The sequence below is a fragment of the Paraburkholderia sp. UCT2 genome (assembly GCF_014397665.1).
GTDB lineage: Bacteria > Pseudomonadota > Gammaproteobacteria > Burkholderiales > Burkholderiaceae > Paraburkholderia > Paraburkholderia tuberum.
In genome coordinates, this window is record NZ_VZQO01000005.1 from 21952 (window position 1) to 34316 (window position 12365).

Annotated in this window: 13 protein-coding genes; 10 read left to right on the top strand and 3 right to left on the bottom strand. The window is 64.3% G+C overall.

What is annotated here, in order from left to right:
* Positions 1 to 470 precede the first annotated feature (470 nt).
* Both groES and groL read left to right on the top strand, forming a co-directional pair.
* Positions 471 to 761 carry a co-chaperone GroES gene (groES, locus tag F6X39_RS05765; protein ID WP_008923887.1) on the top strand — a complete coding sequence of 97 codons (291 nt, stop codon included), beginning with the start codon at positions 471 to 473 and terminating at the stop codon, positions 759 to 761.
* Positions 762 to 814: 53 nt separating this feature from the next.
* Complete coding sequence (gene groL, locus F6X39_RS05770; RefSeq protein ID WP_018419577.1) at positions 815 to 2455, top strand: chaperonin GroEL; 1641 nt, start codon at positions 815 to 817, stop codon at positions 2453 to 2455.
* Positions 2456 to 2659: 204 nt separating this feature from the next.
* Here the strand turns inward: groL and cysC are convergent, their stop codons facing one another.
* Complete coding sequence (gene cysC / locus F6X39_RS05775; protein WP_187615916.1) at positions 2660 to 3298, bottom strand: adenylyl-sulfate kinase; 639 nt, start codon at positions 3296 to 3298, stop codon at positions 2660 to 2662.
* Between the two features lie 26 nt (positions 3299 to 3324).
* On the bottom strand, positions 3325 to 4344 hold the full coding sequence (locus tag F6X39_RS05780) for a chondroitin 4-O-sulfotransferase (RefSeq protein WP_262413439.1): 1020 nt from the start codon (positions 4342 to 4344) through the stop codon (positions 3325 to 3327).
* Between F6X39_RS05780 and F6X39_RS36590 the strand changes: the two genes are divergently transcribed.
* Positions 4333 to 4533: a hypothetical protein gene (locus F6X39_RS36590; RefSeq protein WP_262413441.1), complete on the top strand. Its 201-nt coding sequence runs from the start codon at positions 4333 to 4335 to the stop codon at positions 4531 to 4533. The two genes, F6X39_RS05780 and F6X39_RS36590, sit on opposite strands and share 12 nt — an antisense overlap.
* Before the next feature lie 307 nt (positions 4534 to 4840).
* On the opposite strand, the gene F6X39_RS05785 is transcribed toward F6X39_RS36590, so the two are convergent.
* Positions 4841 to 5704, bottom strand: a complete 864-nt coding sequence (locus F6X39_RS05785; protein WP_090803266.1) for a hydroxymethylpyrimidine/phosphomethylpyrimidine kinase — start codon at positions 5702 to 5704, stop codon at positions 4841 to 4843.
* A gap of 383 nt (positions 5705 to 6087) precedes the next feature.
* Here F6X39_RS05785 and F6X39_RS05790 point away from each other — a divergent pair, with 383 nt between their 5' ends.
* The 7 genes from F6X39_RS05790 to F6X39_RS05820 all read left to right on the top strand — a co-directional run bounded on the left by F6X39_RS05790 (position 6088) and on the right by F6X39_RS05820 (position 12340).
* A complete protein-coding gene (locus F6X39_RS05790) occupies positions 6088 to 6258 on the top strand; it encodes a rubredoxin (RefSeq protein WP_006047743.1) in 171 nt (56 codons plus the stop codon).
* Positions 6259 to 6633: 375 nt separating this feature from the next.
* The gene (locus F6X39_RS05795; RefSeq protein WP_187615918.1) at positions 6634 to 8040 is read left to right on the top strand and encodes a hypothetical protein; all 1407 of its coding nucleotides are present in this window, start codon (positions 6634 to 6636) and stop codon (positions 8038 to 8040) included.
* A gap of 309 nt (positions 8041 to 8349) precedes the next feature.
* Positions 8350 to 8928, top strand: coding sequence for a YqgE/AlgH family protein (locus F6X39_RS05800; protein WP_090803272.1), 579 nt, complete (start codon positions 8350 to 8352; stop codon positions 8926 to 8928).
* 10 nt (positions 8929 to 8938) lie between these two features.
* Complete coding sequence (gene ruvX, locus F6X39_RS05805) at positions 8939 to 9379, top strand: Holliday junction resolvase RuvX (RefSeq protein WP_184038467.1); 441 nt, start codon at positions 8939 to 8941, stop codon at positions 9377 to 9379.
* A complete protein-coding gene (gene pyrR, locus F6X39_RS05810) occupies positions 9366 to 9905 on the top strand; it encodes a bifunctional pyr operon transcriptional regulator/uracil phosphoribosyltransferase PyrR (protein ID WP_187615919.1) in 540 nt (179 codons plus the stop codon). The genes ruvX and pyrR overlap by 14 nt, the downstream gene beginning before the upstream one ends.
* A 68-nt stretch (positions 9906 to 9973) precedes the next feature.
* Positions 9974 to 10999: an aspartate carbamoyltransferase catalytic subunit gene (locus F6X39_RS05815; protein WP_090803276.1), complete on the top strand. Its 1026-nt coding sequence runs from the start codon at positions 9974 to 9976 to the stop codon at positions 10997 to 10999.
* A 60-nt stretch (positions 11000 to 11059) separates the two neighbouring features.
* Positions 11060 to 12340, top strand: a complete 1281-nt coding sequence (locus tag F6X39_RS05820; protein WP_187615920.1) for a dihydroorotase — start codon at positions 11060 to 11062, stop codon at positions 12338 to 12340.
* Positions 12341 to 12365: the final 25 nt, after the last annotated feature.

A 12365-nucleotide genomic window follows, 5' to 3' on the forward strand; every position in this document is an offset into this window, starting at 1 on the left:
CGGCCGCTGCAACGGTCCAGATATACCTGGACCGACGGGTGCCTCAGCCGTGAAGCACATTCACGAGCCCCCTCGACTTGCCTGAAGGCTGACTATCGTAACGGCCCGCGCTTACGGGGATTTCCCTGGGTTTGACGTTTCGAGCGGGCGCTCCGCTCCCAAGTCGCTGCCTCGTCATGGCTCGCCTCTTCCTTCACGAAGGGCCGAATCTCAACGCAACACGTCGGTAAATTATTGTTTTCTTAGAGAAAATGCCGAACGGCAGACGTTCCGCACGGGGCGGGGTTCAAGCCCGAGCGAATCACGTTTCAGGGTCAGTGAACTTCGACCGCGTTCCCGCTTCTTGAATTTGTCACTGCCGGTCCATATAATTAGCACTCGCTGCACGAGAGTGCTAACAACATCTCCGGTTGGCTCGGCCAGCCGGGTTTTTCTCAGCGTTCTTCAGTCTCAATCAGAGAGGAGTATGTATGAACCTTCGTCCTTTGCATGATCGCGTGATCGTCAAACGTCTGGATCAGGAAACCAAGACCGCGTCGGGCATCGTGATCCCCGAAGCCGCAGCGGAAAAGCCGGATCAAGGTGAAATCCTCGCAGTCGGCCCGGGCAAGCGCGACGACAAGGGCGCAGCCATTGCGCTCGACGTGAAGGTCGGCGACCGCGTCCTGTTCGGCAAGTACGCAGGCCAGACCGTCAAGGTCGACGGCAACGAACTGCTCGTGATGCGCGAAGAAGACATCATGGCCGTGGTGCAGAAGTAAGCGCAAGGTCGCTACTTCACCGGTTATATCCAAAGTATTCAAGGAGTTAGAAGATGGCAGCTAAAGACGTCGTATTCGGTGATTCCGCCCGTGCCAAGATGGTCGAAGGCGTGAATATTCTCGCCAACGCCGTGAAGGTCACGCTGGGTCCGAAGGGCCGCAACGTGGTTCTCGAGCGCAGCTTCGGCGGCCCGACGGTCACCAAGGACGGTGTGTCGGTCGCGAAAGAGATCGAACTGAAAGACAAGCTCCAGAACATGGGCGCGCAAATGGTCAAGGAAGTCGCTTCCAAGACCAGCGACAACGCAGGCGACGGCACGACGACCGCAACGGTTCTCGCGCAATCGATCGTCCGCGAAGGCATGAAGTACGTCGCATCGGGCATGAACCCGATGGACCTGAAGCGCGGTATCGACAAGGCTGTTGCAGCCGCAATCGAAGAACTGCGCAAGATCAGCAAGCCGTGCACGACCAACAAGGAAATCGCCCAGGTTGGCGCGATCTCGGCGAACAGCGATTCGTCGATCGGCGAGCGCATCGCTGAAGCAATGGACAAGGTCGGCAAGGAAGGCGTGATCACCGTCGAAGACGGCAAGTCGCTGCAAGACGAGCTGGACGTCGTCGAAGGTATGCAATTCGACCGCGGCTACCTGTCGCCGTATTTCATCAACAACCCGGACAAGCAAGTCGCCGTGCTCGAGAACCCGTTCGTGCTGCTGCACGACAAGAAGGTGTCGAACATCCGTGACCTGCTGCCGGTGCTCGAGCAAGTCGCGAAGGCTGGCCGTCCGCTGCTGATCATCGCTGAAGACGTCGAAGGCGAAGCGCTCGCAACGCTGGTCGTCAACAACATCCGCGGCATCCTGAAGACCGTTGCCGTCAAGGCTCCGGGCTTCGGCGATCGTCGTAAGGCGATGCTGGAAGACATCGCGATCCTGACCGGCGGTCAGGTCATCGCTGAAGAAACCGGCCTCACGCTCGAGAAGGCAACGCTGGCTGAACTGGGCCAGGCGAAGCGCATCGAAGTGGGCAAGGAAAACACTACGATCATCGACGGCGCTGGCGAAGCAGCGAACATCGAAGCTCGCGTCAAGCAAGTGCGCACGCAGATCGAAGAAGCGACCTCGGACTACGACCGTGAAAAGCTGCAAGAGCGCGTCGCCAAGCTGGCAGGCGGTGTTGCGGTGATCAAGGTCGGTGCTGCAACCGAAGTCGAGATGAAGGAAAAGAAGGCACGTGTCGAAGACGCACTGCACGCAACGCGCGCGGCTGTGGAAGAAGGCATCGTGGCGGGTGGCGGCGTCGCGCTGATCCGTGCACGTACGGCAATCGCTGGCCTGAAGGGCGCTAACGCCGATCAGGACGCAGGTATCAAGATCGTTCTGCGCGCCATGGAAGAGCCGCTGCGCCAGATCGTCGCCAACGGTGGCGAAGAAGCGAGTGTCGTCGTGGCAGCGGTTGCTGCTGGCAAGGGCAACTACGGCTACAACGCAGCGACCGGCGAGTACGTCGACCTGGTCGACGCAGGTGTCGTGGACCCGACAAAGGTGACGCGCACGGCGCTGCAAAACGCAGCTTCGGTTGCTGGCCTGCTGCTGACGACCGACGCAGCTGTCTGCGAACTGCCGAAGGAAGATGCTCCGATGCCTGGCGGCATGCCCGGCGGCATGGGCGGCATGGGCATGGACATGTAATTCCGCTCGGGCCTCGTGGTCCGGCCGCGTGGTTGAACTGCCGCGCGTCTGGATCACGGACGAGGCCCGGCTGGAAGTCCATGTGGGGAGTGCGCCGCGAGGCGTTTCCCCAAACGAAAAAACCCGCTTATGCGGGTTTTTTTCGTTTGGGGCCGGCGTTGATGTGCTTGCTGGCGAGCGCTTCCGCACGCCCTTTTGTCCGGATCAGGCGCCCGCGGCGTGAGCCGTGCGATGAGAGGACCTTCCGAGGCACTTTTCGCGCAGGTAGTGGAAGATCTGCGCGACGCTTTGCGCGGGGCTCAGCGTTCCCGTGTCGACGTGCAGGTCGGGATCGATCGGCGCTTCATAGGGCGCTGATACGCCGGTGAACGAGCTGATCTCGCCAGACCTCGCTTTCGCGTAAAGACCTTTGGGATCGCGGCTCGCGCAGGTGGCGAGCGAGGCGGACACATAGGTTTCGACGAACTTGTCGGCTCCGATGATCTCACGCGCCATCGCCCGATCTTCGCGTAGCGGCGAAATCAGCGCGGAAATCACGATCAGACCCGCGTCGTTCATCAATTGGGAGACGTGCGCGACCCGGCGGATGTTTTCGCGCCGGTCGTCGGGTTCGAATCCAAGGTCGCTCGCCAGACCGTGGCGGATGTTGTCGCCGTCGAGCACATAGCAGGCGTGACCGAGCGCAATCAGCTGCTCCTCGAGCGCGAACGCGAGCGTCGATTTGCCGGCGCCGGACAGGCCGGTCAGCCAGATCGTGGCGGGCATCTGATCGAACATGCGTATGCGGTCCTGCACCGCGATCTTGCCGTGGAAGCGTTGCACGAACTGGGGCGGCTCTTTCATGGATCGGTTCTCTTGGCTCTTCTGGCTCATTCGCAGTGCCAGCCTTGCCGCCACGTGCCGGCGTTGTGCAGGCTTTCGGTGGAATTGGCAATGGTAACGCGAAAGCCTTCCGGAATATCGTTCGGCAGTGGAATCGAAAATCCGCTGTATGCGCTCGGATAGCCGGCGCTCGCCACATCGGGCCGCGGCTCGCCGCTGCAGCCGGTCGCGACGATCTGCGTGCCGACCCGCACCTCGAGCGGTACCTGCCGCTGCGGCTCGCTCAGGTTGACGGCCCAGCCGCACACTACGCCGTCGCGCACCGTGTCGACAAAACCGTCGAACAGGTCGACCGGCGGACGCTGCCGGCTTCGCGCGAACTCCAGATAGGTGTCGATCGGCGCGAGATCGAAGCGGCGGATCACCTCATGCACGCGCGACAGGAATGAGCCGTCGAAGCCGAAAACGGTCGAACTATAGACGTGCGGATTGTCGAGCTGATCGATTTCGGACTGAATCACGCGGACCAATTCGAGCGCATTCGAAAAGACGCTCCCCGTTTCTTTCGCGTAAGCTTCCACGATCTGACTCGCGTCGCGGAACAGTTCGTAATCGAGGCTATTGTCCTCGATAAATTTTTGTCTTGTTGCGTCGCTTAAGTGAGCCTTGCCCTTCGCCGTGCCATTGGTGCGATTCGCTTCGAAATAGAACGGCAATTTCATCCCAGTCGAACCGCAAAGCCGCAGTAAGAATTCGCTCATGTCCTCGCAGACGCCGACGGTGCCGATCTGTTCGCGCAAATGGATTTGCGCAACGGCGAGGCTCGTTTGATTAGCCACTGGCTCGCCGCTCAACATGTGCACGAACAGGTTCTTGCCGCCGAGCGATTCGCTGACCCACTCGTCGAGCGACAGCACACCTTGCTGCGCCAGAGCTTCCGGCGTGGACACACTGACGCCGCGTGTGACCTCGCCGTTCTTGCCGTTCGCCGCATACCAGTAGTGCGAGATCTGGCGCGCGAGCGGATCGCGCAGGATCGTGCAGTAGTTGACCGGATGTTTGATCATCCGATGAATGCCATACGGGAGATGACCGCCGCCTACCTGCGTATCGAGCAGCTTCGCACGACAGTTTCCCCAGCCATCCTGATCCCAGACAAAGCTAATGAATTGGTCATTACCTTTATTCAAATCAAAAAACGAAATAACGGTCGAACCGCCGCATTTCGGTGGATGGATGAAGAAGGTGGGAAATGACATGTGGGGACATATGACTGATCGTGATGCGTAAAGTCTAGACAAAAGATGTCATCGGCGTTGTAACGTTTAATTACGCGATATAACGTCTGGTTGCATCGCCGACAGCAAGATTCATGCGGCTATGCACAATAAATTGACTAAGATGCCCGCGAGACGAACTGGGCGCGGCAGTATCGATAGCTACGCGCTAATTACATTGTTCAATTTGTATAAATCGAATTGGAAAGGCGCACCAATCGCGAAAGTCACATTAATGAAAAAACCGGCTGACAGCGGGTTTTTAAGATGCCGACGAATGGCGAGGTCAGTGCCGCGCTTCCCCCGGCGCCGCGCCCTTGCCTTGCGCGGGCGGTGTTTCGTCTTCATCGCTGCTGCGCGCCCAGAAGAAGCGATCGGGCATGTACGCCCCCATGCCGGGCCGGAACGCATTGCGCACTGCCTGATACAGATACTCCTGGCTTTCGCGCACCGCTTCCGCGGGCTCCTGGCCGTTGGCGAGAAGCGCGGCGATCGCCGCGCCGAGCGTATCGGTCAGGCCCGTCAACCGATGCGGCGCGCGGTCCCACATGTCCTGACGCAACTGGCCGTCCTCGCTGAAGAGTGTGTTGACGAGCCGATGCGTGCCGGTTTCGGTCGACAGAATGTACTCGCAGCCCTGCGACAGCAGATGCGAGATCGCCGCGTCGAGGCTCGGCGCCTCCGCGTCGCCGTCGGGCTGCGCGAGCGCGAGCAGCGTCGCCGAGTCGGCGACCAGCAGCGTGGTTTGCGGCGCGAGCAGATCGGCGATCGCTTCGCGCAGTTCGTCGGCGGCGAGCACGTGTTCGTCGTCGAGCGTGAAGTCGGGGGCGAGGATCAGCGGGATGTCGTCGTAGTCGGCGACAACTTCCGCGATCGCGCTGACCACTTCGGCGCGCGTGCACGCGCCGACCTTGAATGCGGCGATCGGCATGTCCTCGAGCAGCATGCGCGCCTGCGTCGCGACGATGTCCGGGTCGAGTCCGGTGACTTCGTCGCAGTTCGCCGAGTCGCGCACGGTATAGCCCGTGAGCACGGAAACGCCGTGGCAGCCCATGCTGGCAAGTGTCAACAGGTCCGCCTGCAGGCCGGAGCCGCCGGTGGGGTCGGAGAGACCGAAGGTGAGGACGATCGGAGGCGTGTCGCTGGGCATGAAAATGGATAAAGAAAGCAGGATTTCGGCGCGCAATGCGCAATTGGCTCAATTATGCGGCCTAAACCGTGGAGAGGGCGTTTTTTCGCGCGGCGGGGATCGCCAGAGGCTGGCTCGCGGCCCGCTGACGCGCGGCCGGCGGGGAATGCTTTGAGGTTGCCACGCTAGCGCCGCGAGCTTGCCGAGGGCGCCCTCTATCGCGCTGCCGGGTGTCCCCACCGCCATGCGGCATGACGCCGCGAGCGTCGTGCGCACGGCGCGCGGGCGCACCGCCGAAGCCCGGTCCACGCTACGATTGCGAGTTTTCGATTGCTAGGCATGGGGGCGGCAACACGGTACCATCATGGCTCCCGCTTCCACGGACTCAACGACGCGACAAAAGAATGGAATATCAAAGCTGGATGTGCCTGATTTGCGGCTGGATTTACGACGAAGAGGCCGGCTTGCCCGACGAAGGCATTGCGCCGGGCACGCGCTGGGAAGACGTGCCCATCAACTGGACGTGTCCGGAGTGCGGAGCGCGCAAGGAAGACTTCGAAATGGTCCAGATCTGAAGTTCGGCAAGCCGCCGGCGTCAGCCGGTCGGTCGTTCGCGTCGCTTGATCATTTGTTCCGGCGTCGCGGTTTGATGGGCTCGTGCGACACGCCGGAAGCTTCGGCCCCCAAACCGGGTCCCGAGATTCGGTCCGAACCTGAACCCTGAGCTTCGATCCCAAAAAGTCAGCGGCGTCATACGCCGCGCAATTGCTGCAATCGCTTGATGCGTCCGGCACGCCCGGCGCCCGTCTGAGCGCGCCGGCGCGGAACATCGCCGGTCGCGTCGTGTCGCAACGGTAGTCTGTCATTGTCCTGTCGCCGGTTCGCGCGGTGGCCGCTCACTCAGCATGCGGCGCGAAGCGACGGCCCCGTCAGCTTCGTGTCGCCTGCCCATGACTCTTCGATCCGCAGCACCCGTTTCCATCGATGCACTGCCGAACCCGCGCGGCGGCGCGGTCCGCCCTGCGGAACTCGCGCTCGCCGAGGCGTCGCTCGCGTTCGAGCAGCGCGACGAGAGCGGTGCCGCGCTGCTGCGCGCGTCGCATGCATTGCGCACGGCGGGCTGGCTCAGCGCGCAGCGTTTCACCGACGCCCTCGTGCGGCTCTCGCCGCTCGCGAGCGGCGAGCCAGCCGAAGCGGAAAGCGCGCGGCCAGTGTTCGCCGCGGCGCTGCGCGACTTTCGCGCGGCGCTCGAGCGTCACAATCTGCGCGAGCTCAGTTGCTCGCCGATGCTGTTCAACCACTACCGCGAGCTGTGTGCGCAACTCATCGAACCCACGCCGGGCTCCGCCGTCGCGTTCGAAGACCTCGCGCTGTGCGCGCGGCCAGTGCCGCCGGCTTCGCTGCACGCGCAATCGGCCGATCAGCTTGCCCATCAGCGGGCGCGCTACGAGCGCGCGTTGCTGCCGGTGCTGCGCTCGCAGGCCGACACAGGCAGCGCGGTGGCGCTTGCGGTCACGAACGCCGCGCTCGACGAGCTCGACGCCGTGTTCACCGAACTCGCCGGCCCCGATCCGTATGACTTCTGGCGGCTCGCGCGCGCCTGCGCGAAGGCGCTGCGCGCGCGCGGCCACGCAATCCGCGATATCGAGGCGCGGCGCTTCTACGCGCGCTGCAACCTGGCGCTCGCCGATCACGCGCGCGGCATCGAGCGCGCGCCGCGTTCGCTGGTGCGCGCGACGCTCGCGCTGCTGTGGCGCGACTACGCGCTGTTCGGCGCGGCCGCGCAAGACGCCGACCAGGTCGAGGTGCTGCACGACTATGGCTTGACCGTCGACTGGCACGTCGCCGGCACGCAGTCGTCGGAAGCGCTGTGGGAGGCGGGCGCGCTCGAGGCGCAGTCGCTGCCGCACACGCGCGATCTCGGCGTGCTGAGCGTCAACGCGAACGCGTACGAAGACTTCCTGCAGACCGCCGACGCGTCCATCGAGGCGCTGGCCGCCCATGCGCGCGCGGCCGATCAGCCGGAAAAAGCCGACCCGAGCGAAGCGCTGCAGGCGGGCGACGCCGCCTACCGGCTTGGCTCGGCCGCCTGCGCGCTCGGTCTCGGTCACGTGGCGCTGCTCGCCGACGCGCTCGGTCTCGCATGGCGGCGTCGTGCGCATGCGGGCGTCGCGACGCCGGCGGTGCGCGCGCACGTGATCGTCGGCGCGCCGCCGGCCGACACGCTCGAGCAGGCCGCCGAGGCCTTGCGTGCGTCGCTGCACAAGGTCGCCGCGGGCGTTGGGCCGGCGGGCGGCAGCTTCACGCAGGCGGCGCTCGCCGCGCTCACGCGTGCGATCGAGCAGGGCGGCGCGTGAAGCGCAAGCCGGGTCGAACCAAACGCGCGACGTGGCGCGCGAATTGCGTCCGCAACGCTTCGACCGACGCGCGCCGAACCCGCTGAAACCCATTGTGACAAGTCACAATCCCGCCTACTTCGCGACGCGCGCCGAACGTGCCGTTCTACGCGGTGTTTCGGCGCCTGATCGCGGCATGGCGCAAGTCGCTCGCGTGATAGAGTGCAACTTGATCCGGCGTCGATGGCGCGTCGCGTAGCGTGCAACCCAACGGGTTGCAATGCTCAAAGCAGCCCGCCATCGCGCATCGTCTTTGCTAAAATCCGAACTATGTCCAAGAGTACCGATCGCATCAATCTGACCAACCAGTTCCTGATCGCCATGCCGAACATGGCCGATCCGACGTTTTCAGGAACGGTGGTCTACCTTTGCGATCACAGTGAGCGCGGCGCGCTCGGCCTCGTGATCAACCGGCCGACCGATATCGACCTGCAGGCGCTCTTCAATCGCATCGATCTGAAGCTCGAGATCGAACCGCTTCTCCATGTCCCCGTGTATTTCGGCGGCCCGGTGCAGACCGAGCGCGGCTTCGTGCTGCACGACCCGAAAGGCGGCAGCGCATACACGTCGTCGATGTCGGTGCCGGGCGGGCTCGAAATGACCACGTCGAAAGACGTGCTCGAGGCCGTCGCGAGCGGCAACGGTCCGGAGCGTTTCCTGCTGACGCTCGGCCACGCCGGCTGGGGCGCGGGTCAGCTCGAAGACGAAATCTCCAAGAACGGCTGGCTCACGGTCGAGGCCGATCCGAAGATCGTTTTCGACGTGCCCGCCGAAGATCGTCTCGAAGCGGCGCTCGCGCTGCTCGGCGTGTCGTTGTCGATGCTGTCGGGCGAGGCCGGGCACGCATGAGGGGCCGCGCATGAATCTGCCGGCCGGACGTGAGGCGACGCTGCTTGCGTTCGACTACGGAGAGAAACGCATCGGCGTGGCAGTCGGCAATTCGCTGACGCGCCGCGCGCGGCCGCTCGTCGTCGTGCAGAACCGCAGCAGGGAGTACCGCTTCGAAGCGCTCGGCAAGCTGATCGCCGAATGGAAGCCCGATGCGCTGGTGGTCGGCCTGCCGATGCACCCCGACGGCACACCGCACGAGCGCACGCAACTCGCGAAGCGCTTCGGCAACCAGCTGAACGGCCGCTTCAATCTGCCGGTCACGTGGGTCGACGAGCGCTACTCGTCGGTCGAGGCCGAGGCGGAAATCCGCGCCGGCAATGCCCGCGCCGACATGCTCGACGCCGAAGCCGCGAGCATCATCCTCCAGCAATATCTAGACGGACTTTCCGACGATCATGAGTTCCATTGACGCCGAAGCGCTGTATCGCGCGTTGCTCGACCAGATTCGAGCGGCGTACGGCGACCAGCTCGCCGCCACGCAAGCCGGTGCCGACGCGGCGGTACTGGCGGGTATCCATAGCGGCGGCGCGTGGCTCGCCGAGCGGCTCGCGCGCGACCTGAAACTGCCGAGCTTCGGCGTGGTGAACGTCGCGCTGCATCGCGACGACTACGCGAAGAAGGGGCTGCACGCGCAGGCGAGCCCGACCTCGCTGCCGTTCGCGGTCGACGGCCGCCGCATCGTGCTGGTCGACGACGTGCTGTACACCGGCCGCACGATTCGCGCGGCGGTCAACGAGCTGTACGACTATGGCCGGCCGGCATCGGTCGAACTCGCGGTGCTCGCCGATCGGGGCGGACGCGAGTTGCCGGTGGCGGCGCGCTTCGTCGGTGGCGTGGTCGACGTGCCGGCCAACGCGACGCTCGTGCTGGCCCATGAAGACGACGGCGCGGGCGGCCAGCGGTTTTCTTTTCACACTGAAGCACGCGTCGATTGAAACGCGCGTGAGCGGCGTGTCGACGCGACCTCGATCACGTTGAAGCCCGTATTTGAAGCAGGTACATCATGAACACCGCCACCCCGGCTCCGCAAGATTCCTCCGCTAGCGCATCCGAGCGCTTCCGCTACGGCTTCCTGAAGGGCAACCCGCAGCTCACGAAGAGCGGCGAGCTCAAACATCTGCTGTCGATCGAGGGGCTGCCGAAGGCCATCGTCAATCACATTCTCGAGACCGCCGATCAGTTCGTCAGCGTGACCGATCGCGAAGTGAAGAAGGTGCCGCTGTTGCGCGGCAAGTCGGTGTTCAACCTGTTCTTCGAAAACTCGACGCGCACGCGTACCACGTTCGAGATCGCGGCCACGCGGCTGTCGGCCGACGTGCTGAATCTGAACATCAACGCGTCGTCGACCAGCAAGGGCGAATCGCTGCTCGACACGATCAACAACCTGTCGGCGATGCACGCGGATCTGTTCGTCGTGCGTCATGCGTCGAGCGGCGCGCCGTTCCTGATCGCGCAGCACTGCGCGCCGCACGTGCACGTGATCAACGCCGGCGACGGCCGTCACGCGCACCCGACGCAGGGTCTGCTCGACATGTACACGATCCGCCACTACAAGAAGGACTTCACGAAGCTGCGCGTGGCGATCGTCGGCGACATCCTGCATTCGCGCGTCGCGCGCTCGGACATTCATGCGCTGACCACGCTCGGCGTGCCCGAAGTGCGCGCGATCGGTCCGCGCACGCTGCTGCCGGGCGGCCTCGAACAGATGGGCGTGCGCGTGTTCCACAACCTCGACGAAGGTCTCAAGGATGTCGACGTGATCATCATGCTGCGCCTGCAGAATGAACGCATGAGCGGCGCGCTGCTGCCGTCGTCGCAGGAGTACTTCAAGAGCTGGGGGCTCACGCCCGAGCGTCTCGCGCTCGCCGCCCCCGATGCGATCGTGATGCACCCCGGCCCGATGAACCGCGGCGTCGAGATCGACTCGCAGGTCGCGGACGGCCCGCAATCGGTGATCCTGAATCAGGTCACGTTCGGTATCGCGGTGCGCATGGCGGTGATGGGGATCGTCGCGGGCAATAACGACTAAGCAACGACTGATCGGGAAGCCGAACGATAGGCTGAACCACAGGTTTAACAAAGGCAGCGCATGAAGATTCATATTCAAGGCGGCACGCTGATCGATCCGGCAGCGGGCACCGAACAGCAGCAGGACATCTTTATCGAGGCGGGCAAGATCGCCGCCTTGGGCAACGCGCCGGCCGGCTTCCAGGCGGAGCGTACGCTCGACGCGCGCGGTCTGTCGATCGCGCCGGGTCTCGTCGACCTGTGCGCGCGTTTGCGCGAGCCGGGGTACGAGCACAAGGCGACGCTAGGCTCGGAAATGGCCGCGGCGCTCGCGGGCGGCGTGACGAGCCTCGTATGTCCGCCGGACACCGATCCGACGCTCGACGAACCGGGCCTCGTCGAAATGCTGAAGTTCCGCGCGCGCAATCAGAACAAGGCGCACGTGTATCCGCTCGGCGCGCTGACGGTCGGTCTCAAGGGGCAGGTCATCACCGAGATGGTCCAGCTCACCGAGGCGGGCTGCGTCGGCTTCTCGCAGGCCGACACGCCGATCGTCGATACCCAGGTGCTGATGCGCGCGCTGCAATACGCGAAGACCTATGATTTCACCGTGTGGCTGCGTCCCGTCGATGCGTATCTGGGCAAGGGCGGCGTCGCCGCGAGCGGCGCGCTGGCGTCGCGGCTCGGGCTGTCGGGTGTCCCGGTGGCGGCCGAAACGATCGCGCTGCATACGATCTTTGAACTCGTGCGCGTAACCGGCGCGCGCGTGCATGTGTCGCATGTGTCGTCGGCGGCGGGCGTGGCGCTCGTGCGCGCGGCGAAGGGCGAGGGCCTGCCGGTGTCGTGCGACGTCACCGTGAACCACGTGCATCTGATCGACCTCGACATCGGTTACTTTGACGCGCAGTTCCGGCTCGATCCGCCGCTGCGCCAGCAGCGCGATCGCGAAGCGATCCGCGCGGGCCTCGTCGACGGTACGATCGATGCGATCTGCTCCGCGCACACGCCGGTCGACGACGACGAAAAGCTGCTGCCGTTCGCCGAAGCGACGCCGGGCGCAACCGGCCTCGAATTGTTCCTGTCGCTGACGGTGAAGTGGGCCGACGAAGCGGGCGTGCCGCTCGCGAGCGCGCTCAATCGCATCACCGCGGCGCCGGCGCAGGTGCTCGGCCTCGAAGCGGCTGGCCGCATCGCGCTCGGCGCGGTGGCCGATCTCTGCGTGTTCGACCGTCACGCTCACTGGCGCGTCGAGCCGCGTGCGCTGAAGAGCCAGGGGCACAACACGCCGTTCCTCGGCTACGAGCTGCCGGCACAGGTGCGCGCGACCGTCGTGTCCGGTCAGCTCGCCTACGAACAGCGCTGAGCGGTATCGTTTCGGTCCAGTCAAG

Bases quoted from the DNA above. Each gene is read 5' to 3' on its own strand.
- groES (WP_008923887.1), top strand. From the start codon at position 471: ATGAACCTTCGTCCTTTGCATGATCGCGTGATCGTCAAACGTCTGGAT.
- groL (WP_018419577.1), top strand. From the start codon at position 815: ATGGCAGCTAAAGACGTCGTATTCGGTGATTCCGCCCGTGCCAAGATG.
- cysC (WP_187615916.1), bottom strand. From the start codon at position 3,298: ATGAAAGAGCCGCCCCAGTTCGTGCAACGCTTCCACGGCAAGATCGCG.
- F6X39_RS36590 (WP_262413441.1), top strand. From the start codon at position 4,333: ATGTTTGATCATCCGATGAATGCCATACGGGAGATGACCGCCGCCTAC.
- F6X39_RS05780 (WP_262413439.1), bottom strand. From the start codon at position 4,344: ATGATCAAACATCCGGTCAACTACTGCACGATCCTGCGCGATCCGCTC.
- F6X39_RS05785 (WP_090803266.1), bottom strand. From the start codon at position 5,704: ATGCCCAGCGACACGCCTCCGATCGTCCTCACCTTCGGTCTCTCCGAC.
- F6X39_RS05790 (WP_006047743.1), top strand. From the start codon at position 6,088: ATGGAATATCAAAGCTGGATGTGCCTGATTTGCGGCTGGATTTACGAC.
- F6X39_RS05795 (WP_187615918.1), top strand. From the start codon at position 6,634: ATGACTCTTCGATCCGCAGCACCCGTTTCCATCGATGCACTGCCGAAC.
- F6X39_RS05800 (WP_090803272.1), top strand. From the start codon at position 8,350: ATGTCCAAGAGTACCGATCGCATCAATCTGACCAACCAGTTCCTGATC.
- ruvX (WP_184038467.1), top strand. From the start codon at position 8,939: ATGAATCTGCCGGCCGGACGTGAGGCGACGCTGCTTGCGTTCGACTAC.
- pyrR (WP_187615919.1), top strand. From the start codon at position 9,366: ATGAGTTCCATTGACGCCGAAGCGCTGTATCGCGCGTTGCTCGACCAG.
- F6X39_RS05815 (WP_090803276.1), top strand. From the start codon at position 9,974: ATGAACACCGCCACCCCGGCTCCGCAAGATTCCTCCGCTAGCGCATCC.
- F6X39_RS05820 (WP_187615920.1), top strand. From the start codon at position 11,060: ATGAAGATTCATATTCAAGGCGGCACGCTGATCGATCCGGCAGCGGGC.